Raw genomic sequence first — 21,854 nt, 5'->3', positions numbered from 1 at the left:
GAGCGCGGCTTTCGCTTCCTTAAGGACCCGATGTTCATGGCCGCGACGCGCTTCCTCAAGAAGCCCGAGCGCATCATGGCCCTGATGATGGTCATGACCCTGTGCCTGTTGGTCTACGCCGCCTTGGAGCAGCGTATCCGAGAGACCCTCAAGGCCGAGCAGGAGAGCGTCCCCGATCAGACGGGCAAGCCCACCGCGCGTCCCACGGCGCGCTGGGTGTTCCAATTTTTCAAAGGCATCCATGTGCTGGTCGTTGAGCACGTCGAGCAGATCGTGCTCAACGTCGAGCAACACCACAGCGTCTTACTGCAGCTGCTCGGGCCGCGCTATGTGGCGATATATTCTGCAAGCGGCTGACGGGGTGCGGAATGACGGCTATGGGATCGGGACGGCCGGTCTTTGGTTTCTCGGAGATCACCTTGAGAGATCCGCCACTCGGCGATGCGCTGGGCGGCGCCCCTCGGCCCGACCGACCGGGACGGGGTTGCCCGACATCGCCGCGCTGGCGGACTCAGTCGACTGGGACGTAATAGAGCCAGGCGTCCTGGTCGACCTTGAGGTCGATGAGGCTGCCGTTGCGCACGTCCAGGTGCACGTAGATCGGCTCCCCGGCCTGGACCAGGATGCCGTAGCCGGCCGGGAAGCTGATGCTGGTGTTGGTGATGTTGGAGCCGATGTAGGTGCTCCCGGTACTCGCGCCGTAGTCGAAGAGTCCGGGGCCTGCATATTTCGCCCGGAAGATGCATCCCTTGGAGTCGTCTCCCGCACACTGGTACATCTCCGGCCGTGTGCTGACCTCGACATCCGCATAGAGGTCGATATCGGCCTGCTCGGCGACCGAGACGCCCAGGATGGCGATGGCCGTCTTTGGCGCCCAGGATCCGGCGCGGTCCTTGTGACAGGTTTCACCCCGGTTGCAGAGACCGGTGGTGGCCTTGATCACGGCCGTGCTCAGCGGTTTGATGCCGTCCCCGCTGGCGGGGCCGATCAAAAGAAGTGAAGAGAGGAACCCTAAGGCGGTCAGGGCGCGAACGGAGTGAGCGTTAAAGGTCATCGTCGATCCTTAGCGAGTCGAGACAGAGGCTGGCGAAGCGCCAAGCTTCACCTGAATGGAATGATTCCCTGGTCCGGGAGGTAAGACGACACGGGCCGCGCCCGCACGCACGGGAAGCGGCATGCCGTTGAGCTGGGCGGAGACGACCGCGCTGCCCGCGTCGGTATTCTCCACCTGGATTTCGCACTGGGTCAGGCCGTCGGGGAGGCGATAGCGGACGCGAAAGCCCGGCCAGCTCGCCGGGAGACAGGGGCGGATGATGAGCACCCGGCCCTCCTCGACCTGGATGCCCAGGACGGATTCGAGCGCGACCCGATACCACCAGCCGGCCGAGCCGGTGTACCAACTCCAACCGCCGCGCCCGATGTGCGGCGTGGCGCCATAGACGTCGGCGGCAACCACATAGGGCTCCAGCCGGTAGCGCCAGACGTCCCGGGGCGTTCGGGTGTGACTGACCGGACTCAGCATGGCCAGCAGCGGCGCCGCGCGCTCGCGCCGCCCCAGCTCCGCCAGCGCCTTGATGGCCCAGCACGCCGCGTGGGTGTACTGACCGCCGTTCTCGCGCACCCCGGCGACATAGCCCTTGATGTAGCCTGGATCCTTGGGCGTGTCGACGAACGGGGGCGTCAGCAGCCGAATCAGCCGCTCGGACTCGCTGACCAGCTCTGTCTCCATGGCGTCGAGGGCCTGCTCGGCGCGTGCGCGCGGAACCGCGCCCGAGATCACCGCCCAGGACTGCACGAGGGCGTCGATGCGGCACTCGGCATCGGCGGCGGATCCGAGCGGGGCTCCGTCGTCGTCGTAGGCGCGTCGGTACCAGCCGCCGTCCCAGCCGGCCGTCTCCAGGGCCGCTTCCAGATCCGCTTGATGGGCACGGTAGACCTCGATCCGGCGCCGGTCGCCGCGCGCCTCGCAGAGCGGGATGAAGTCGCCGAGGATGCGATGGAGGAAGAAGGCCATCCAGACGCTTTCACCACGCCCCTCGCGGCCGACGCGGTTCATGCCGTCGTTCCAGTCCCCCGTGCCCATGAGCGGTAGCCCGTGTGCGCCGAGCGTCAGGGAGCGGTCGATGGCGCGGCAGCCGTGGTCGTAGAGATCGGCGCTCTCGCCGCTCGGGGTCGGTTTCAGGTAGTCCTCGTCCTGTCCCGGCGCCAGCTCTGGGGCGCTCAGGTAGGGGATCTGTTCGTCCAGAATCGCCCGATCGCCCGTCACCCGGACATAGTGCGCGGTCAGATAGGGCAGCCAGAGCAGGTCGTCCGAGAAGCGCGTTCGCAGCCCGCGCTCCAGGGGCCGCGGGTGCCACCAATGCAGGACGTCGCCCTCGGCGAACTGGTGGGCCGCATGCAACAGGATCTGCTCGCGTGTCAGATCCGGCCGGATCGCGGCGAGCGCGGCGGCATCCTGGAGCTGGTCGCGGTAGCCGTAGGCGCCGCCGGACTGGTAGAAGGCCGAGCGCGCCCAGATCCGGCAGCCGAGGTTCTGGTAGAGCAGCCAGCCGTTGAGCATGAGGTCGATCGCCGGCTCGGGCGTCTCCACCTGGACGTGCGAGACCAGGTCGTCCCAGAAGCCCAGGGCCTCATCCAGTGCGGCCCCGATCGCGGCCGTGTCCTGGTAGCGCGCCAAGAGGCCACTGAGGTCTGCGTCGCTCATCACCTCGCCGAGCAGAAAATCGCAGGTCAGAGTTTCCCCTGGCTGGATAAACGCTTGCAGCTGCTGACCGAAGCAGGGATCCAGCCCGACACCGCGGGCGCCATTCAGGCGCATGCCCGGCGCAAGGGCCGCGGGTGCCGTCGGATCGGCGTGCCGACCCATGAAGGCCAGCCGATCACAGGTAAAAGCACGCTGCTCGATGAGAGCGCCAGAGGTGACCGCTGTCGCGAAGGCGATCCCGCCGGCGAAGTCGCCAGCGGCGGGATTGGTGGCGCGCAGGAGGGCTCGCCCGGCATCGAGCGCCGTCTCGATCGGGCTCTCGGTCGCCGACTGGTTGCCCATGACCAGGCGTTGATAGCTGAAGAGCGATAAGCGCCTTGGTTGGCTGCCCAGATTGGTGAGACGCAGGCGTAGCACCCGCAGTGGATCCTCGCGCGGGACGAAGAGCGTCGTCTCCTGCGCGAGACCGGCGTGCTCGGCCTCGAAGCGCGAGAACCCCAGGCCATGTGTCGCCCGGTAGTCGACGGGCGCCGGGCGCGGACCCGGCATGGGCGACCACGCCTCGCCGCTCGCCTCGTCGCGCAGATAGAGCGCTTCGCCGTGCGGATCGCTGACCGGATCGTTGGACCAGGGCGTGAGACGGTTCGCCTGGCTGTTGCGCGACCAGGTGTAACCGGCGCCGGACTCGCTCACCAGGCAGCCGAAGCGGGGATTGGCGATGACGTTGATCCAGGGCTGTGGCGGGCGCCGATGGTCCTCTCCCTCATGCGGCAGACGGATCTCGTAGGCGCGGCCGTCGGCGCGGAAACCGCCATAGCCATTGAAGAGGCGAAGTCCGTCGACCGCCTCGGCGGCGGGCGCTGGCGTCGGTGCCTCCTGAGCCGGTGGCGGGGATGTCTGCCCGACTCGGGCCACGCCCTCGCCGTCCAGCAGCGCAAGGGCGCCCGCGCGGTCCGGCGCGGCACCCGTGAGCCAGGTCAGCTCGACGGCCTGTCCGGGGTCCAGATCGACGCGGGCGCGCAGCGCAAGGATGGGATCCAGGACGTTGCCGAGGTGTCCGTCGAGCGGCCGATCCGAGGTCAAGGCGAGAGGACGCGCGGGCGTGCGACCGCGACCGAGAAAGGCCGCGCGGTCCGTCTCCCAGGCATCGGCGGAGGCACCGATCAAGGCATGCAGCATCCAGGGCCAGGACTCGTCCTTCCCGCGCGGGCGCCGGTGCGCGAGCAAAGCGCCTGTCGCCGGATCGCGCTCGGTCTGGACGAAGAGCTTGGCGAAGGCCGGGTGCGCGGCATCCGCGCCGGCATGCAGGAGCACCACCTCCAGATAGCTCGTGAGCTCGATCCGGCGCGGGAGGTCCGAGCCATTGGTGAGCCGCAGACGGCGGCGTTCGAGGTCTTTGCCCGCGTCGAGGCTGAGTTCCAGGCGGGCGGCGATGCCCTGATCCTCGCGTTCGAGCAGAAAACACCCGTCCTGGCAGCGGGTCCGGTAGAGGGATGGCGGAACGCGGGTCGGTTGGTAGCCGAGCGACCAGAAGTGGCCGGAGTCCAGGTCCCTCAGATAGAGAATGCTCCCGAGATCGTCCTGGATGGGATCCGCGCGCCACCGGGTGAGCGCCAGCCCGTTCCAGCTGGTCTGACCCGCGCCGGAGTCCGTGATGAGGACCTCCAGCCGGCCGTTGCTCAGTCCATGGGTGGCCGACTCCGGACCCATGGGATCCGTGAAGGTGTCATTGTCCATGCCTGCTCGCTCCGAATCGTGCTCGCGGTTGGATCAGCCGACCAGGCTGACCTCGGCCGGGAGGGTCGTGACACGCGCCTCCGTGGCGTTGAAATCCCGGGTCTGCTCGCCGTTCACCGCGACGCTCACCAGGGGACCCGGCAGCGGGACCGCGATCCGCAGACCGCCGATCGGGAGCTTCAGATCGCCGGCGACCCGCACCCAGAAGGCCTCGCCCTGCGTGCGCTTGATGTCGAGGTCGAGCGGGCCGTAGATGGTCGGCAACCCGCGCACCGAAATCTCGCCGGCGTCCAGCCAGTCGGTGGGAATGCCGGCGGCGATCACCAGCGAATGGTCGGCCTCGCGCTCATAGGCGAAGAGGTCGCGGAACGCCAGGCAGTATTCGGCGCCGATCCAGGCGTGCGGCAGATCGCCCTGGTGACCCGGCGCCCGGGGATCCCTCCAGGTGATCTCGGGCCACTGGTTCCAGACCGCCGGACGCCGGTCGCTCAGATAGAAGCGCAGCAGCTCGTGCGCGTCGTCGCGCCGCCCGAGACGGACCAAGGCGCCCACGATGCGGATCTCATAGGCGGTGTAGTTGGTCCAGGGCACCGGGTTGCGGCCATGCACGTCCCGGAAGCGTTGCATGAAGAGGTCGAAGCTGTGCTGCATGGCCGGACCGGGCAGCCGGTGGCTTTCGTCGATGAGCGTCAGGGCGTTGGCCGTCGCGGTCGGATCCGGGTCCGCCCATTCGACGGATCCAGGCAGAAACTCGATGCCGCGCTCCTGCATGGTCCGGCCAATGGAGACGTGCAAGGTGGCGCGGAAATCGTCGCGCAGGAGTCCGTCGTGCGCGACCTTGGCGCTGTCGCCCATCACCAGCGCCAGCTCGGCGGCGTCCTTGAGGCCGCGCAGCGCCCAGAAGTCGTCCCAGTAGGAATGGACCGGGTGGGCCAGGTAGCCCTCGTGACTGACCGACTCGGGCAGCAGGCCGAAGCAGGCGCGATGCTTGTTGGTCTGATAGTGCGGCGTCATGCGCCCGGCGCGCAGCTGCTCGAGATAGGCGACGGCCTTGCGCACGGCCGGCCACAGCGCCTCGACGAGCTGACGGTCGCCGGAAAAGCGGTAGTAATCCGCCACGGCGAAGATGAACTGGCCGTGGCTGTCATGCTCGGCCAGCCAATCGACGCCCTGGCGGTCGACGCAACAGGGTACGTTGCCATCCTCCGCCTGAAACTGGGCGTACCAGCGGATGAAGTCGCCCGCCTCGCGCACGCAGCCGAAGCGCAGCAGTGCCGCGGCCATGACCGCACCGTCGCGGATCCATGAGCGGGTGTAGCGGCGCGGTCCAGGCTGCAAGGCCGGGCCATCGCGATTGATGAGGATGTGGGCGAGCGCGGTCTTGGCGCACTCCCAGTAGTCTTGGGCCACTGCGGGGAGCCTCATCTCAACGCCGCCGAGCCGCTGCGACCATTGCTCGAGCGCCGCGCCGAGCCGCCCCTCGCCGTCGAAGTCCTCGCCCGCGACGTCCCGGGGATCGGCGTCCTGCCGCTCGCCGAGCGGCGCGGCGAGCCAGATGTCTTGCGAGCCGCCCGGCTCGACGGTCAGATCGAAGCGCAGGGCGCCAGAGGCGAAGCCGAACATGTCCAGAACCTCCTGCGCCGCCGGCAGGGTATCGTCGGCGACATAGTCGGCGATGGAGCCCTCGTCGAAGGTCGCCGCCCCGAAGCCCGCCAGCGGCGAGATGGGGACCAGCGCCAGGCGGCCATTGACCCGTACGGCCCCCGCCTTGAGGGCGATGATGCGCAGGTGGCGCACGCCACCGATGTCCTTGTAGCCCTGCCAGGGCGGCGAGACCTGGAAGGGGCGAATCGCCGCATAGAGGCTGGCCCGCAGGGAGGCCGAGCGGTGGTTCTCCAGACGGTAGCGCAGGTAGAGCCAGGCCCGCTCCGGCGGACCCTCCGCGAAGGCCGTCGTGGTCAGGGCCAGGCCGGCCGAGAGCCAGGTCGACTCCGGGATCGGCAGCGGCGGCTGCGCCAGCGACTGCTGGACGGTGCAGTCGGCCCAGGTCAGCAGCTCGCCCTGCACGCTCAGCATGGGTTCGATGCAATAGCCGGCGCGCACGACCTCCACCATGCCCTCCTCGTTGAAGAGTGCCGGGATGGTGCCGTCCGGGATGTCGACCGGGGTCCAATAGCTCTGCTCGCGGTAGAGCCAGCGCGGGTAGCGGCCGCGTTGCGAGTCCTCGGCCAGACGGTGGAAGAAGTCGTTGATGGAGCGCGCAAAGCTCTCGGGCTGCAGCTCGAAGCCCACCAGCCCGGGCGCCGCGTCAGCCTCCCGACCACTGATGGTGAGCCGGAGCAACCGCGAGCAGCCGCGCGGCAGGTAGACATAGCTGCGCGCACCGACGGACCGCGGCGCCTCATAGATGGACGTCCAGGCGTCCCCCTCGGCGCTCGCCAGAACTTTGAACGAGCGCGGCTCGGGCGAATTCCAGTGCAAGACCAGTCCGCCGTAGTCGCAGGGCTCGTGATAGTCGAGTTCGACCCAGGCAGGCAGGTGCTCCGGGGACCAGAAGCTGTCCGGCTGTCCGTCCAGGACGCAGGCGGCGCCATGCTCCGGCCGGCTGCTGGATGCCCGCGCAACCGGTGCCCGCGAGGGGGTGCGGTCCTCCAACCTCAGATCCGAGAGCCAGAGATCGCCGCGCCCCCCTGGCCCCGCCGTGACGGCGATCTCGATGGCGCCGATCTCGCCCGGCGCGCCACCGCCCGCCGGTCCCCAGCCGAAGTCGATCTGGCGGCTGGCGATGCGGATGCGGTGCCAGTCCGCGCCAAAATCGAAGGACTCGTCCCGGAAGCGCCAGACGTTCTCGCCACTGGGGTCGATCAGCTTGAACTCGAAGGCGTTGGCGGGCGCCCGCGCCCGCACCCGCATCAGCAAGGCGAAGCTGTCCGGCAGCGACAGACGCAGGGTCTTGCGCGCGACCACGAAGCCGCCGCCCTCGCCGAAATCGAAGCTCAACCGCATCGACGAGCCATCCGGACCCGAGTCCGGCACCAGGGCGAGCTGGGCCTGTCCGGAGACGATGGCAGACCAGGCGGAGAGATCCGAGAAATCATCCAGATCCAGGATTTGCATGCAGTCGATCCTCAACAATGGGGCATGAGACCGAGGGCGCCGGACGCGGGCTCCAGGGCGACGGCGAATGCATCTCGGCGCTGCTGGGGTCTACGCTATACTGCACCAGGCCCAAAGTCACCTGGCGCGCGGACTCACCTGACCGAAACCCGACCGCCCCCCTCACCCACACTCGAACGGTGACCGCTGCGATGCGCATCATCTGGCCCCTCCTGAACGCCTTCAAGGTTCCCATGACGCCTGCGATCTGGAACCGCTTCCTCCTCATGATGCGCCAGCTCGGCGCCTCCGAGATCGGCGGGCAGGCCAAGCTGCTCTTCGTGCTGTTGATCCTCTTTCTGTTTGCGATGAACGGCCTGAACGTGCTCAACAGCTATATGAACCGGGATTTCATGACGGCGGTCGAGCATCAGGACATGCAGGGCTTCGTGCACTATGCCCTGCTCTTCATCTTCGTCTTGGGCATTTCCACTGTCGTTGCGGTCATCTATCGCTACACCGAGGAGAAGCTGGGCCTGATCTGGCGCAAATGGCTCACCCAGCAGGCGATCGACCGTTACCTGGACGACCGCACCTATTTCCGGCTGCATTCCAGCGGTCAGCTGCCGAACCCAGACCAACGCATCTCCGAGGACATCCGCGCGCTCACGGCCACGACCCTCTCCTTCACCCTGATGTTCCTCAACGCGACCTTCACGGTGGTGGCCTTCTCGGGCGTACTCTGGACCATCAGCCCCCTGCTCTTCGTGGTCGCGGTCGCCTACTCCATCCTCGGCTCGCTGCTGACCATCTATCTCGGCAAACCGCTGGTCAAGCTCAACTACGATCAGCTCGACCGCGAGGCCAACTTCCGCTCGCGCCTGGTCCATGTGCGCGAGAACGCGGAGTCCGTCGCCCTGCTCAGGCGCGAGGAGCGCCTCAGGGTCCGACTGAGATACCGCCTGGATCAGCTCACGTCCAACTTCCAGCGCATCATCGAGGTCAACCGGAACCTCGGCTTCTTCACCACCGGCTACAACTATCTGATCCAGATCATCCCGGCGCTCTTCGTCGCCCCCCTGTTCATCAAGGGGCACGCCGAGTTCGGCGTCATCACCCAGTCCGCCGTGGCCTTCGGGCATCTGCTCGGGGCCTTCTCCCTGATCGTCACCCAGTTCCAGTCGATCTCGACCTACACCGCGGTGGTGGCGCGTCTCAATGCGCTGCGCGACGCCATGACCCAGACAGGCCCGGAGCAGGCGCCCAAGGTGGAATTCTGCGAGGACTGCGGCAGCATCGCCTTCGAGCACCTGACGCTCAACGCCCAGCGTGACGGCCGACTCCTGCTGAAGGATCTGAGCCTCTCCGTCCCCTCGGGCGTCTGTCTGCTGGTGCGCTCGACCAGCGAGGCGGCGGAGAAGGCGCTGTTCCGGGCGACCGCGGATCTCTGGTATCGCGGCGAGGGCCGTATCCTGCACCCCGGGCACGATGCCATCTTCTTCCTGCCGGAGCGCCCCTATGTCCCGCCCGGCACCCTGCGCGAGATCCTCCTGCGCACGGCGCAGGAGCGCTGGCTGCCGGACTGGCAGATCCTCGCCAGCCTCGAATCGCTCAACCTCCAGCAGGCACTGGCCAAGGCCGGCGGCCTGGATACGGAGCACGACTGGGGTGACCTCCTCTCGTTGAGCGAACAGCAACGCCTGAGCTTCGCGCGGGTTCTGCTCGCCTCGCCGCGCTTCGTCTTCCTGGATCACCCCAGCCGCAGCCTGAGCGAGTGTTCGCTGGGCGAGCTGCTGAATCTGCTGCGCAATCAGGGCATCACCTATCTCACCCTGGGCGACATGGATGACGATCCGCGTTTCTACGACCGCCTGCTCGAGATCGCGGCAGACGGCTCGTGGCGCATCCGCCCCCCGACGTCGAACGACGCAGCGGACAGCGACCGCCCGGGCGGCAAGGGCTCCGGCGCGCGCAAGCACCGGCCGCCAGCGTCGGATGTGGAGGATCTATGAGCCCTGCGGCCCCGTTTCCGGCCGGCTTCCTCTGGGGAGCCGCGACCTCGGCCTACCAGATCGAGGGCTTTCCGCTCGCCGGGGGCGCCGGCCCCAGCATCTGGCACCGCTTCGCCCACACGCCGGGGCGGGTCGCGCGGGGCGAGACTGGCGACCTGGCCTGCGATCACTACCATCGCTACCTGGACGACGTCGCCATCATGGCGGACCTGGGCCTGGACAGTTACCGTTTCAGCGTGGCCTGGGGGCGCGTGTTGCCCGAGGGGCGTGGCGCGGTCAACCAACAGGGGCTGGACTTCTACGCGCGCCTGGTCGACGCCTTGCTGGAGCGCGGCATCCGGCCCATGGCCACCCTCTATCACTGGGATCTCCCCGCCGCCCTGCACGACCGCGGTGGCTGGTTGAATCCGGACAGCCCGCGCTGGTTCGCGGACTACGCCGAGGTCCTCTTCCGGGCACTGGACGACCGCGTGCCCTTCTGGATCACGGTGAACGAGCCCTGGGTCGTCGCCGTCCTCGGCTATCTCGAGGGCCAGCTGGCCCCCGGACACCGCGACCTTTTCGAGACACCCAGGGTGGCCCACCATCTGCTGCTCGCCCATGCGCAGGCCGTGGCGGCCTATCGCAGCCTTGGCCGGCACCAGATCGGCATCGCGGTCAATCTCGAGCCCCAGCACCCCGAATCCCCGTCGGCCGCGGACCTGGAGGCGACCAATCGGCGAGACGCCTTCATCAACCGCTGGTTCCTGGACCCGCTGCGGCTCGGCCGCTATCCGGAGGAACTCGCATCCATCTTCGGGCTCGCCTGGCCGGACTTCCCGGAGACGGACCTGGAGCGGTTGCGGGACAGCGGCGATTTCATCGGCGTCAACTACTACGCACGCGGTCTGGTCCGCGCCGCCCCGGATGCGCCGCCCCTGTGCGCGGCGCGCGTCAGCCCGCCGGATGCCGAGCTGACAGCCATGGGATGGGAGGTCTATCCGCGGGGACTCACGCAGACGCTGCTCTGGCTCAAGGAGCGTTACGCCAATCCGCCCCTCTACATCACGGAAAACGGCGCGGCCTTCGCCGATCCGCCGCCGCGCGCAGGGCGCGTCGAGGATCCCAGGCGCGTCGCCTATCTGCGCTCTCACATCGCCGCCGCGGCAGCCGCCATCGCGCAGGATGTCGACCTGCGCGGCTACTTCGCCTGGTCCCTGCTGGACAACTTCGAGTGGGCCGAAGGCTACGACAAGCGCTTTGGCCTGGTTCAGGTCGACCCGCGCGACCAGACCCGAGTGCCCAAGGCGAGTGCCCGCTTCTATCGCGAGGTCATCGCCTCACGCGGGGCCGCGGCGATGCCGGATTGGGCGCCAAGAGGTGACGCACGCTAGGAGGGAAAACCTCCGCCCTGCGGGCTCGAATGCCGCCGTGGCGCTCGGCGGACCAGCCCATCGTGACGACGCGGCGCCGAGAGGAGATGACCAAGGCCCGGCCAGCAGCGGCGTTCCACGCTCGCCCGAGCCGCCCGCGGCGCGCTTCCCCTCACCCCGTCCTGGGCGTCTGCGCGACCGGGTCCGAGGCAGCCCAGAGGCGTGTGTGCAGCAGATACAGCCCCTCGCGGTGCGAGAGCAGCGCCCGCTTCTCGCGCAGGCTGAGCAAGTCGGCACCCTCATCCTGCAGCTGGAAGATCAAGCCTTCCAGGATATGCCGGCGTCGCCGGCTCTGGGGCTCATCGTGCAGCAGCGAGTCGTGCAGGGCATAGATGCAGGGCTCCTTCATCGCAGCCGTCCAAAGCGGCTGCGCTGCGGTGGACGCGCAGGCCAGGGGCAGCGGATCCGCCAGCTTCTCCTCCAGTTGCTTGAGCACCCGCGGCTCCTCGGTCTCGGCCGGCGTCAGGAAGAGCCCGGCCCCTTTCGCCCAAACCCCCAGCGAGGTCCGGCTGGTGAGGATGGAGACGGGAATGGAGAGCGCCAAGCCCGCGAGCACGGGCGTGAACCACCAGAAGAAGTCCGGCACATAGACGTAGGCGGCATAGCCGGTCACGACGGCAATCAAGGTATGGATGCCATGCGCGCCAACGGCCTCGACGAATCCGGTCTGGTGGTCGCCGCGCTGCTGCGACGGCCAGCCGACCGTGGTGCGCAGCAGGATGGCCGCGACGAACTTGCTCTGGAAGAGCATGAGCACGGGCGCGAGCAGCACCGAGAGCAGACTCTCGATGAGCACGCTCAGACTGGCCCCGCGCAGTCCGCCGAAGCGCCTCGCCTCGTCGCGATCGACGGCGAGCAGGACCAGCGCCAGGATCTTGGGCAGGAAGAGGATGATGAGCGTCACCCAGAGCACCGTGGTCATCTCGACCACGTAGGACTCCGGCCAGATCGGCACCACGTTGTGTCCGAAGAAGTAGACCGGCACCCGCAGGCTCTTGAGGTAGGCCTCGACCCCCGTCGCAATGAGGAACAGCAGCCACAGCGGCGAGGCCGCATAGGACATGACGCCCATGGCGAAGTGGATGCGACTCAAGGTCTTGAAGCGGTGCGCGAGAATGAGCCGAGCGTGCTGCAGGTTGCCCTGGCACCAGCGCCGGTCGCGCTTGGCGTAGTCGATCAGGGTCGGCGGGATCTCCTCATAGCTGCCGCCGAGGTCGTGCGCGAGCTGCACCTTCCAACCGGCGCGGGCGAGCAGCGCGGCCTCGACGAAGTCGTGACTCAGGATGTCGCCGCCGAAGGGCTCGCTGCCCGGCAGCTTGGGCAAGCCGCAGTGGTCCGCGAAGGGTCGCACCCGCAGGATGGCGTTGTGGCCCCAAAAATTGGCCGTGTCCTGCTGCCAGAAGGACAGACCCGCGGCGAACATGCGCCCGTAGAGGCTGCCCGCGAACTGGAGCATGCGCGCGAAGAACGATGAGCGGTTGACCGGGACTGGCGGCACCTGCAAGAGCGCGAGCTGGCTGTCCGCCTCCATCCGGCGGACCATCTCGACCAGGGTTTCGCCGCTCATGATGCTGTCGGCGTCCAGCACGATCATGTAGCGGTAGCGACCGCCCCAGTCGCGACAGAAGTCGGCGAGATTGCCGCTCTTGCGCGCGGTGTTCTCGACCCGGTTGCGGTAAAAGAGTCTGGCTGGCTCGCCCAAGTCCTCGATCCAGCGCCGCCAGAGCATCTCTTCCTGAATCCAGATATCCGGATCGCGCGTGTCGCTGAGGATGAAGAGCTCGAAGCCGGCCTGCTCGCCCGTCTCCTCCAGCGAGGCATACATGGCGCGCAGACCGGCGAAGACGCGCTCCGGGTCTTCGTTGTAGACGGGCATGACGAGCGCCGTCTTGAAGGCGCCCGCATCCAGCGCACGGGGGGGCGCCGCCGCGCGATCGCCGCGGAGGCGTTGGCGCATCAGACGGACGAATCCGATCGCTGCCGTCCAGAAGGAGGCGCTGATCCACAGCATGAGGATGGCGTAGAGGATGAGCAGCACCAGCTCGAGGGTCGAGATGCCGTCGTCCTGGATCGCCACCGACAGCAGCGACATGGTGAAGAGCGTGGTGAGGATGACCAGGGAGAAGTAGATCGGCCGATGGAAGTGCCGCGCGGGGACAGGTGCCAGCCAGAGGGACGTCATGAATTGCTCCGAGCGGACTTGCCGCGAATTCCGAGTAGCCGGCCCACCCGTGCCAGCAGCCTCGGCCCCGAGCGATGGCAGCAAAGCTCGATCGGGTTTGCGTCCATGACGAGCGGCGCACGCTCGGGAACGGCCGATACACGAGCGGCACGGATGGTCTGCGCCAGAGACGCCTGACTCAGACCGGCCCAACGCCGGGTCCAACCGGCGACATCGCCGCCGAGCACCGCGGCGCGCGCGGCGGAGAGCGCATCCGAGTCGCCATCCAGATCCAGCTCGGCGACCAGCCATTGATCGAGCAGCAGGTGCGTCTCCTCGATCGCGGCCTCCAGGGGATCGCCCAGCTGACCGACCACGATTCGCAGCTCGACACGCTTGAGGACCACTTGACTGAGCGCCAGGCGTTCATCTTCGGCGCGCACGCCGAGGGCGCTCAGGTAGCGGCGAGCACGCCGCTCCAGCTCCACGCGATCGAAGGGCACGGGTGCGCTCGCCGGGCTGAGGATCTCCAGCTCGGCGAGCAGATCGCTTACTCCCTCACCCATCGGAAACTCCAGGTTTCGCTCAGCACATCGTCGCCATGGCGCAGGAAGGCACGCAGGTCCGCCGGCTTGTCGCCATCGGGCTTGAGTTCGAAGAAGAGCCGCCAACCCTTGGTTTCGGGGTTCGCCTGCGCGACCGGCTTCGACAGCTCGCCCGAGGTGCTGGTGACCACGGCTTCGATCTCCGTCTCCGGATCGAGCTGCGCGAGCGACTCTCCGGCGAAATCCACCACGAACTTGCGCCGGCTGGGGTCCAGGATGTCGGTTCCGGCGGCCCCGATGCGCGTGGCGATGACATGCCCGCCCATCATGCCGGCCTCCAGATCCTGGCCAAAGCGCAGCCGGTACTCGAGCGTCCACTCCTCGCCGGCCTCCGGTTTCTGCTCGGGCATCCAGTAGGCAACGATGTTGTCGTAGCGCTCGGCGTTGCTCGGGATCTCGACCAGCTCCACGACACCCTTCCCCCAGTCCCCGACAGGCTCGATGAGGGCGCTGGGCCGATTCTGGTAGTGCGCCTCGAGATCCTCGTAGTTGCTGAAGTTGCGGTCGCGTTGGAAGACGCCGAACGACTTGGGGTTCTCCGCGACGAAATCGCTCACGCGCAAGCCGACCGGATTGACCAGGGGCCGCCAGATGCGCTCGCCGGTGCCGTTCTCGACCATGAGTCCGTCCGAGTCGTGGACCTCGGGCCGGAAGTCGTCGATGAAGCGGTCCGTGTCCTCGCCGTGGAAGAACATACTGGTGAGCGGGGCGATACCCAGCTTCTGGACCGACTTGCGCAGGAAGATATGCGCCTTGACGTCCATGACGGTCTCGATCCCGGGGCGGATCACGAAGCTGTAGGCACCCGTCGCGCTCTCGCTATCCAAGAGGGCATAGAGGGTGATGTCGACCGCGTCCTGCGCCGGCTTGCGCACCCAGAATTCGCGGAACACCGGGAACTCCTCCTTGGTCGGGAGGCCGGTATCGATCGCCAGCCCGCGCGCCGTGATGCCGTAGTTCAGCCCCTTGGAGACGCCGCGGAAATAGCTCGCGCCCAGGAAGACCACCACCTCGTCGAAGACCGAGTCCTGATTGATGGGATAGAGCAGACGCATCCCGGCGAAGCCGAGATCGGCCGGCATCTCCTGGGGCACCTGGTTCTTGCCGTAGTCGAAGAGATCGTGGCGGAAGGGCACGGGCTGTGACACCCCGCCATCGATGATGTTGAGCGTCACGCGGTCCTTGAAGAGGAAGCCGCGCGGGAAGAGCTGCATCTGGAAGGGCAGCCCCTCCTCTTTCCAGATGCTCTCCTTGCGATCGAAACGGATATCGCGGTACTTGTCGTAGTCCAGGTCGGCGAGGTAGTCCGGTAGAGCGGGCCGATCCGGCTCGTAGCCCGTGGTCGCCAGCTCCTGGGCACGCCGCACCACGGCCGCAAAGGTAAAGTTGCCAGGAGCGCCTTCGCTCGGTGACGGCTCGACCACGCCGGGCGTGTCATCGGCCCAGAGCGGCGCGCCAGAGACCAGCGTCAGTCCAAGAGAGAGGATTCCGAACAGTCGAGCGATCGTCATGATGTTCTCGATGAGTGGTTGATTCTTTGAGCGGGGGCGTCCGATCCGCCGCCCCATGAGGCGAGCGCCAGCGCGTTCGGCGCGGCGGGCACGCCGTTGGCCGCATTCCGGACGGACGGCCGAGCAGGCGGGATTCTACCTCGAAATGACCCTAGTTTTACGCCCCGAATAGCATCGGCGAGTCGATTTCACACTGCATCCATAGGGTCGCGGGCGGGCTCGCATGCCCGCGCAGCGCCAGCCACTGGCGCCAGCCGGCACGCAAGGCTTGAACTGGGTCCGCCGCGTCCCGGTCCGGACCTCAGGTGACAGCCGTGCGCGGGCGTTCCACCGCTGCGCTTCGCGCCCCCGCGGCATGCCGAAGAGCCAAGCGGCGGGCGACACGGTCATCGCGACGCCGCTGGGGCAAGACCGGCGCGCGCGGGGCGTGGGTCAGGCGTGGGTCCTGACACGTGCAGGAGGGGCGATGATCGAATCCGCGCGGGTCGCCGCGCATCGAGGCTCACGAAGTGGTCGCTTCGAGGCGCGGGAGACTGGTCACCGGTGAGCCCCCCTGACCGTCGCCGAAGGCCGGGATCGTCCGGCGCACCCGAGTGCGCGCGAGATCAAGCGGCGCGAGCCGCCTCCTCCTGCTCGTCGTGGTCGAAATGAATTCCGAGCAGGTATTGCCCTTCGGTCTTGAGATTCTCCGCCCAGACCACGAGTCCCACGCGCGAGGTGATCTTGTTCCAACCCATCTGCGGGCACTCGAAGGTGAGCAGCAAGTTCGCATTCACCGGGCAAGCGCGCGAGACCCACACGCACATCCCGCTCTCGCTCACATCACGAGCCACACCCTTTAGATTCAGGGGCTGCTCCGCCGCTCCTTCCAGATCCAGATTCTGCATCTGCACGTCGAACTCCAGGCCAAAACGCGGATGCCGACGCCGCTCTGCGACATAGCTCGATTCCATAGCCATTCCCTTTCAGCAATCACAGTGCCACAGAGCAATCATCGAAGTTGCTCTCGAAAAGATCAAGCCGGTCGGCGCGGAGAACTCGCAGCAACGCCCGCCTGAGGCGACTCCCTTGGCGGCCCCCGCCTGGCGACCCGGAGGGTGCTGACCCTGGCGTCGGCAGCGACCCGGTTGGCGCATGAAACCGACCATTGCGAGTCGAGGGAGAAGACTCTTGGACTATAGTTGAAGAGCAAGGTCTGCTCTCTGTGTCCATCTCCGCCGACCAAAGGGCCGGGGCCGCGGCGCCCTCCGACAGAGTCGATCGAGTCTTTCGTCAAGGCGCAGGGTCAGGAGCCAAGGCTGGTCAGCACGGACAACGCCACTCCCGAGTTCCAAGGGGCCGGCTGGATGAGCAGCAACCGGTCCGAAGGAGGCACGAAATGGCTAAGATCCACGTCTCTTACTTGATGATCGCACTCATCGCGTCAACCGGCCTCGGCGCCATCCCTGATTGCGGGCCGTTTTTCATGACAGCCGCGAAGGCCGATGTTTCACTCCAGGGTGCCGGCATCACCTTTCCTGACGGCAGTTTCCAATCCACTGCCTTTGCTGGCGCATACGGAGCGCCTGAGGAGGTCTTCCGTTCCGGTTGCAGCGTCAGCAGCTCGACGCAGACCAGCACGGGTCGCTGCACCGTCGAGCGCTCGATCCCAGAGGGCAAACGACTGGTGATCGAAACCGTGACTGGGCTCGGGTATGCGAGCGACTATATCCTTGGCGCAGCCAACCTGGGTTATTGGGTGGACAACGGCTCTGACACCGGCTCCCTGCACGTCAGGGCCGCCTTCCCCTGGATCGAGCAAGCCCAGGGATTCAGCCCGAGACGCTACTTCGGATTCAGCTTCTCCGGCCATCTCTACGTGGATGGGCCTGAGACGCTGCAGTTCGATGTCTATGGGAGTTCCAGCCAGGGGAGCGGGAGCTACTACAACATCGAGTATTTCGTGTCGGGTTATCTGGTCGACATGCTGCCGTAGGGACAGCAGGGTGCGCGCACCGCCCTCGGCGCGACAGGCGACCGGTCGCGGCGGGGCGCCGCTCCCACCGACTCAGGTCGCTGGGAGTCTCATTGAGCCGTTTTGATCAATTGAGCCGTTTTGATCAATTGAGCCGTTCTGATCAAGCGCCTGTCGAATCAGGCGCTGCGCGACGCGGGGTCCGCGGGCGAGGCGGCCGGCAGCCGAACCCAGACGATCAGGCCACCGTCGACGGCGGCATCGAAGCCGAGGGATCCGCCATAGGCATCGACCACGTCACGCACGATCGCCAGCCCAAGACCACTGCCGTCCTTGCGCTCGTCGAGCCGCACGCCCCGCTCTCCCAGACGGTCCCGATACTCGGCGGGCACTCCGGGACCATCGTCCGAGATGCGGATCTCGACCTGCTCGCCGGCCTTGACCTCCACCGCGATCTCGACTCTGGAGTGCGCCCATTTGCCGGCGTTCTCCAGCAGATTGCCGAGCAGTTCCAAGAGGTCGTCCGGCATCAAACCGACGCGAACCTGGTCCGGCGACACGACCTTCCACTGGAGTCGTTCCGCGCCCGGAATCCGCCGCAGGGTTCTGACGATCCGCCCAATCGCGGCGGCGACTTCGACCCCGACCGGTGCCGCGGCCCTGCCCGAGCGGACCCGTACCCGCACGAGCTCGCGGTCGACCCGACGGCGCATGGTCTCGGCGAGCTGCTCCAAATCGGCGGCGACGACCGGATTGCCCTGCGTTCGCAGGCGCGCGGCGTCCGCGGCGAGTGCGCTGAGCGGGGTCTTGAGACCATGCGCCAGATCCGCTGTCCAGGCACGGGCGCGCTCGACGGCCTCCTCGCGCGCCGCGAGCAATGCGTTCATCTCCATCACCAACGGCAGGACCTCGTCCGGGACGTTCTCGTCGAGTCGCTTCACGGCGCCCGAGCGGATCTTCGCCACGCCTCGGCGGACCCGCTCCAATGGGGCCAGGCCTGTTTGAATCTGCACCAGGGAGGCCAGCGTCAGGACGAGCGCCACGACGCCGAGATAGGGCAGCATGTCCGCGACGAAGGCGTCGCGCGCGTCGGTCAGCTCGCGCCGATCCATCGCGGCCATGAGGCGAACGGCCCTCGCCCCATCCTTGAACAGGACCAGGCGCTCACGCACCAGTAGGATCTGCCCGTCCGGTCCGGGCAGGACATGTGTGTGGACCGCGCCTGGCTCCAGGCGATCCGGCGGGAGGAGGATGCGGGTATCCCAGAGGGAGCGTGAGCGCAGCACGCCGATGTCCGGGGAGGCACCCGTCTCGTCGTCGATCTGCCAGTAATGCCCGCTCAAGGGATCGCCGAAACGTGGATCGGTCGGACTGGGGTCCAGCTGCAAGCGGCCCTCCGCGCCCAGGTTCGTGGCAGCCGCGAGCTGATTGACCTGGGCGAGCAGTTCGGCGCCGATGCGACGTTCCACATGGCGCTCGAAGAGCGTCATCAGACTGAGCCCGGCGACCAGGAGCGCGACCGAGACGGAGCCCGCCGCGGCCAGTATCAGCCGCACGCGCAGCGAGCGTCGCGTCATGAATCCTGCGCCTCGATGAGATAACCGAAGCCGCGCCGGGTCTGGATGAGATCGCTGCCGAGCTTGCGGCGCACCCGCCCGACCAGCACCTCGACCGCGTTGGAGTCGCGCTCGAAGTCCTGCGCATAGAGCTGCTCGGTCAGCTCCATCTGCGAGATCACCCGCCCGGCGTGTTGTATGAGATAGCTCACCAGGCGGTACTCCTGGGGCGAGAGGTGCACGGGAGCGCCGTCCAGACTGATGCGCATCTGGCGCGTGTCCAGAGTCAGCGTGCCGATCTGCAGCACGGCGGAGGCCCGACCCGCCGTCCGTCGGGTGAGCGCCCGCACCCGTGCGAGCAGCTCCTCCATGCGGAAGGGCTTGGGAAGATAGTCGTCGGCGCCGGCATCGATGCCATCGACACGCTCATGCCAGTCACCCCGCGCGCTGAGGATGAGCACCGGAAAGGTCTGACCGTTGGCGCGCCAGCGCCGCAGCACCGTCAAGCCGTCCATTCCCGGCAGGCCCAGATCCAGAATGACGCCGGACCAGTTCTCGGTATCGCCACGGAACCAGGCGTCTTCGCCGTCGCCGCTGCGCTCGACCACGAAGCCGGCCGTGTCCAAGGCCGCACTGACGCCCTCGGCCAGGCGATCGTCATCCTCGACCAGCAGCAGGCGCATCAGTCCGGCTCCCAGTGCAGCACGCGCGCATCCGCCCCATCCACGACCACCTCCAGCACTCGACCATCTTCGCCGATCATCTTGATTTCATAGACCCAATGGCCGTGCTCGCGCTCCAGTTCGAGACCCACGACCTCGCCCGCAACGGCCGCGCGGGCCGCCGCCAGGATCTCCTCGACCGGACGCACCTCGCCGTGCTCACGCGCGTGGCGGGCGCGATCATGATCGTGCTCATGGCGGTCAGGGTCGCACAGGCTCGGGCTCGCGCAGGTCGCCAGAACGAGCCCGAGACTGGGTGCCATGCGTGCGAGCGGCTTCACGGACTGGGATACCTCATATCGGCTGGTTCTGAAGATCAGATGGCTCCGCGGTCAAGGCGTCTGCCGCGACGGCAGTGGTTCAGACTGTCACAACCAAGCTGACCAAAGGCTGACAAGGCTGCTCAGCGAGCTGTCAGTGCCGCTGCGTTAGGCTGTGCGGCAATCCTCTCACCCCATCGCCCCACCGGCGTCGGGTAGCGAGGCCGACATCACCAGCACTGAAGCATCAGGCATTGGAGTTCCGAACAATGAGCGCCGAACAATGAGCACTGGGATGGGCGCCGCGAGCGCCCAGCACATCGATCGATCACCTCCCGCCAATCCCCAAGACCGGATCAATCCACCACCGAGGAAAGGGCCGACTTCCTCGCTTGCATCGAGGGCCAATAGGCCGGAGACATCCAGATGACCAGCCGCACAAGGATTAGCAGCACAATGACCAGCATCAAACAGATCCTTCCCCTTCTCACCCTCGCGGCACTCACCCTTGGTGGCGTCGGCGTCGCCTGCAGCGACTCGGACGATGACGAGGGGCACGGCGGCTGGGTGCGCTCGCGCGCAGACGTCGCCCCGGTCAGCAATCCCAACGACTCCGAGGAATGCGGCGCCTGTCACATGGCTTATCAGCCCGGCCTGCTTCCGGCCGATGCCTGGGCGCGGATCATGGATCCCACCGCACTGGCCGACCACTACGGCGACGATGCATCCTTGAGTGAGGAGCTACGCCGCGAGATCGCCGCCTATCTCAGCGCGAACGCCGCCGATCTGGCCGAGCGCACGCGCTCGCGGGCCTTCGCGCTCGCCTTGTCGAGCGGCACCGCGGGCGGCAGCCTGCCGCGCATCAGCGAGACGGACTACTTCCAGCGCAAACACGACGAGATCCCGGCCCGCATGGTCAAGGACAACCCGCGGGTCGGCAGCTTCAGCCAATGCAACAGCTGCCACCGCGACGCGGCCAAGGGGGTCTACAACGAGCACCAGGTGAGCATCCCAGGCTTCGGCGATTGGGAGGACTGAGCCGGACGGATCGGGGGTTGAAAGAACGGCCTCACACCCCGCCACGGCCTCGCGCGCGCCAGGCAGAGCGCCAGGCCGCGCGAGATCCGGGGCAATGGCGCCGCTGATCGACGATGAGCGCCATCACCCTGCACAGATTGGTCACCGAGATGTCATGCTTCCCAGCCGACATCCGAGCCGCGGCTGGACCAGAATAGAGAAGGAAGCACGCGGCCGATCTCCCGCCGGACCGGCGGAAAGACGACCTGGACAGAGTAGAGCAACAACCGCACTGATAGCTGAATGGAGCGCACCATGACGTACCGCAATCACAGACTCGCACTCGTCCTCGGCATGGCGACCTGCGCCGCCCTGCCGGTTTTTGCACAGGATGGCAGCCCACAGGCCCTCGGCCCCATGACCTTTGCCACCTTCGATCGCGATAGCGACGGCGTCGTCACCGAGCAGGAATTCAACGCCACGCGCGCCGAGCGCATGGCCGCGCGAGCGACCATGGGCGCCCCCATGCCCGGCGCCGCCAATGCGCCCAAGTTCGCCGACCTCGATCAGAATGGCGACGGGCAGGTGACGGCGGACGAATTCGACGCCTTCCACCAAGCCAGACTGCAGGGCCGCGGCGGGATGGGGCCAGGCGCGGGTCAAGGCATGGGGCCTGGGATGGGAATGGGTCAGGGTGGCGGTCGCGGAGCTGGCCGAGGCATGGGTTCCCACATGCCCACCTTCGCCGATTTCGACCTCAACGGCGATGGCAGCCTCACCGCGCAGGAGTTCTACCAGGCACGCGCCAACCGCATCGCCGAGCGCTCTCAGCAGGGCTATCCGATGCGCAATCTCGGCAATGCCCCGGACTTCAGCGCGATCGACCTCGATGGCAACGGGCAGGTCGATCCGCGGGAATTCCTCACGGCTCAAACCCAGCATCGGCAGCAGATGATGCAGGGGCCGACGGCACCGCAGGCACAGCCGCAAAACCGCTGACGCGCGTCACTGGACAGCGGGACAGCGGCAGGCGTTGCACACATGACAACGCAAGCGCCTGCCGCCGCCCATGAGCCGGTCGCCTCCGCGAGCACGCCCGAGACCGGC

15 protein-coding genes and 1 pseudogene are annotated in these 21,854 nt (G+C 67.3%); 6 read left to right on the top strand and 10 right to left on the bottom strand.

Annotated features, from left to right (window positions below):
• Window positions 1-357 (top strand): annotated as a pseudogene (locus tag CKO23_RS16360) (IS1634 family transposase); the annotation flags it as partial.
• Window positions 358-511: 154 nt separating this feature from the next.
• On the opposite strand, the gene CKO23_RS16355 reads toward CKO23_RS16360, so the two are convergent.
• Genes CKO23_RS16355 through CKO23_RS16345 form a run of 3 tightly spaced genes read right to left on the bottom strand, consistent with a single transcriptional unit; the run spans window position 512 to window position 7,558 of the window.
• The gene (locus CKO23_RS16355; RefSeq protein ID WP_242482493.1) at window positions 512-1,054 is read right to left on the bottom strand and encodes a hypothetical protein; all 543 of its coding nucleotides are present in this window, start codon (window positions 1,052-1,054) and stop codon (window positions 512-514) included.
• A 9-nt stretch (window positions 1,055-1,063) separates the two neighbouring features.
• A complete protein-coding gene (locus tag CKO23_RS16350) occupies window positions 1,064-4,441 on the bottom strand; it encodes a GH36-type glycosyl hydrolase domain-containing protein (RefSeq protein WP_200332889.1) in 3,378 nt (1,125 codons plus the stop codon).
• A gap of 33 nt (window positions 4,442-4,474) precedes the next feature.
• Window positions 4,475-7,558, bottom strand: a complete 3,084-nt coding sequence (locus CKO23_RS16345) for a discoidin domain-containing protein (protein ID WP_200332888.1) — start codon at window positions 7,556-7,558, stop codon at window positions 4,475-4,477.
• 191 nt (window positions 7,559-7,749) lie between these two features.
• On the opposite strand from CKO23_RS16345, the gene CKO23_RS16340 reads away from it, so the two are divergent.
• Window positions 7,750-9,549 (top strand): ABC transporter ATP-binding protein/permease, encoded by a 1,800-nt coding sequence (locus CKO23_RS16340; RefSeq protein WP_200332887.1) that lies wholly within the window; start codon window positions 7,750-7,752, stop codon window positions 9,547-9,549.
• Window positions 9,546-10,922: a GH1 family beta-glucosidase gene (locus tag CKO23_RS16335; protein ID WP_200332886.1), complete on the top strand. Its 1,377-nt coding sequence runs from the start codon at window positions 9,546-9,548 to the stop codon at window positions 10,920-10,922. The genes CKO23_RS16340 and CKO23_RS16335 overlap by 4 nt, the downstream gene beginning before the upstream one ends.
• Before the next feature lie 151 nt (window positions 10,923-11,073).
• Here the strand turns inward: CKO23_RS16335 and mdoH are convergent, their stop codons facing one another.
• The 4 genes from mdoH to CKO23_RS16315 all read right to left on the bottom strand — a co-directional run bounded on the left by mdoH (window position 11,074) and on the right by CKO23_RS16315 (window position 16,191).
• Window positions 11,074-13,143 (bottom strand): glucans biosynthesis glucosyltransferase MdoH, encoded by a 2,070-nt coding sequence (gene mdoH / locus CKO23_RS16330; RefSeq protein ID WP_200332885.1) that lies wholly within the window; start codon window positions 13,141-13,143, stop codon window positions 11,074-11,076.
• Window positions 13,140-13,688 (bottom strand): hypothetical protein, encoded by a 549-nt coding sequence (locus tag CKO23_RS16325; RefSeq protein WP_200332884.1) that lies wholly within the window; start codon window positions 13,686-13,688, stop codon window positions 13,140-13,142. The genes mdoH and CKO23_RS16325 overlap by 4 nt, the downstream gene beginning before the upstream one ends.
• Window positions 13,673-15,238: a glucan biosynthesis protein gene (locus tag CKO23_RS16320; RefSeq protein WP_200332883.1), complete on the bottom strand. Its 1,566-nt coding sequence runs from the start codon at window positions 15,236-15,238 to the stop codon at window positions 13,673-13,675. The genes CKO23_RS16325 and CKO23_RS16320 overlap by 16 nt, the downstream gene beginning before the upstream one ends.
• Window positions 15,239-15,843: 605 nt before the next feature.
• Window positions 15,844-16,191: a PilZ domain-containing protein gene (locus CKO23_RS16315; protein WP_207168580.1), complete on the bottom strand. Its 348-nt coding sequence runs from the start codon at window positions 16,189-16,191 to the stop codon at window positions 15,844-15,846.
• A 425-nt stretch (window positions 16,192-16,616) separates the two neighbouring features.
• On the opposite strand from CKO23_RS16315, the gene CKO23_RS16310 reads away from it, so the two are divergent.
• Window positions 16,617-17,213, top strand: coding sequence for a hypothetical protein (locus CKO23_RS16310; protein ID WP_200332881.1), 597 nt, complete (start codon window positions 16,617-16,619; stop codon window positions 17,211-17,213).
• Window positions 17,214-17,371: 158 nt separating this feature from the next.
• Here the strand turns inward: CKO23_RS16310 and CKO23_RS16305 are convergent, their stop codons facing one another.
• The 3 genes from CKO23_RS16305 to CKO23_RS16295 are packed head-to-tail and all read right to left on the bottom strand — an operon-like array spanning window position 17,372 to window position 19,751.
• Window positions 17,372-18,769, bottom strand: a complete 1,398-nt coding sequence (locus CKO23_RS16305) for a sensor histidine kinase (protein ID WP_200332880.1) — start codon at window positions 18,767-18,769, stop codon at window positions 17,372-17,374.
• Complete coding sequence (locus tag CKO23_RS16300; protein ID WP_200332879.1) at window positions 18,766-19,431, bottom strand: response regulator; 666 nt, start codon at window positions 19,429-19,431, stop codon at window positions 18,766-18,768. The genes CKO23_RS16305 and CKO23_RS16300 overlap by 4 nt, the downstream gene beginning before the upstream one ends.
• Window positions 19,431-19,751, bottom strand: a complete 321-nt coding sequence (locus tag CKO23_RS16295) for a PepSY domain-containing protein (protein WP_346014622.1) — start codon at window positions 19,749-19,751, stop codon at window positions 19,431-19,433. Before CKO23_RS16295 ends, CKO23_RS16300 begins: the two co-directional genes overlap by 1 nt.
• A gap of 435 nt (window positions 19,752-20,186) precedes the next feature.
• On the opposite strand from CKO23_RS16295, the gene CKO23_RS16290 reads away from it, so the two are divergent.
• Together CKO23_RS16290 and CKO23_RS16285 are read left to right on the top strand one after the other, a co-directional pair.
• Entirely contained in the window at window positions 20,187-20,768 is a 582-nt protein-coding gene (locus CKO23_RS16290; protein ID WP_200332878.1) for a diheme cytochrome c, read from the top strand.
• A 294-nt stretch (window positions 20,769-21,062) separates the two neighbouring features.
• A complete protein-coding gene (locus CKO23_RS16285) occupies window positions 21,063-21,746 on the top strand; it encodes an EF-hand domain-containing protein (protein WP_200332877.1) in 684 nt (227 codons plus the stop codon).
• Window positions 21,747-21,854: the final 108 nt, after the last annotated feature.

Source organism: Thiocystis violacea (assembly GCF_016583565.1).
GTDB classification, from domain to species: domain Bacteria; phylum Pseudomonadota; class Gammaproteobacteria; order Chromatiales; family Chromatiaceae; genus Thiorhodococcus; species Thiorhodococcus violaceus_A.
Note: the sequence above shows the minus strand (reverse complement) of the source record. Positions and strands in the feature narration are given on the sequence as shown.

Bases quoted from the DNA above. Each gene is read 5' to 3' on its own strand.
- CKO23_RS16285 (WP_200332877.1), top strand. From the start codon at position 21,063: ATGACGTACCGCAATCACAGACTCGCACTCGTCCTCGGCATGGCGACC.
- CKO23_RS16320 (WP_200332883.1), bottom strand. From the start codon at position 15,238: ATGACGATCGCTCGACTGTTCGGAATCCTCTCTCTTGGACTGACGCTG.
- CKO23_RS16345 (WP_200332888.1), bottom strand. From the start codon at position 7,558: ATGCAAATCCTGGATCTGGATGATTTCTCGGATCTCTCCGCCTGGTCT.
- CKO23_RS16350 (WP_200332889.1), bottom strand. From the start codon at position 4,441: ATGGACAATGACACCTTCACGGATCCCATGGGTCCGGAGTCGGCCACC.
- CKO23_RS16335 (WP_200332886.1), top strand. From the start codon at position 9,546: ATGAGCCCTGCGGCCCCGTTTCCGGCCGGCTTCCTCTGGGGAGCCGCG.
- mdoH (WP_200332885.1), bottom strand. From the start codon at position 13,143: ATGACGTCCCTCTGGCTGGCACCTGTCCCCGCGCGGCACTTCCATCGG.
- CKO23_RS16305 (WP_200332880.1), bottom strand. From the start codon at position 18,769: ATGACGCGACGCTCGCTGCGCGTGCGGCTGATACTGGCCGCGGCGGGC.
- CKO23_RS16315 (WP_207168580.1), bottom strand. From the start codon at position 16,191: ATGGAATCGAGCTATGTCGCAGAGCGGCGTCGGCATCCGCGTTTTGGC.
- CKO23_RS16340 (WP_200332887.1), top strand. From the start codon at position 7,750: ATGCGCATCATCTGGCCCCTCCTGAACGCCTTCAAGGTTCCCATGACG.
- CKO23_RS16310 (WP_200332881.1), top strand. From the start codon at position 16,617: ATGGCTAAGATCCACGTCTCTTACTTGATGATCGCACTCATCGCGTCA.
- CKO23_RS16300 (WP_200332879.1), bottom strand. From the start codon at position 19,431: ATGCGCCTGCTGCTGGTCGAGGATGACGATCGCCTGGCCGAGGGCGTC.
- CKO23_RS16325 (WP_200332884.1), bottom strand. From the start codon at position 13,688: ATGGGTGAGGGAGTAAGCGATCTGCTCGCCGAGCTGGAGATCCTCAGC.
- CKO23_RS16290 (WP_200332878.1), top strand. From the start codon at position 20,187: ATGACCAGCATCAAACAGATCCTTCCCCTTCTCACCCTCGCGGCACTC.
- CKO23_RS16355 (WP_242482493.1), bottom strand. From the start codon at position 1,054: ATGACCTTTAACGCTCACTCCGTTCGCGCCCTGACCGCCTTAGGGTTC.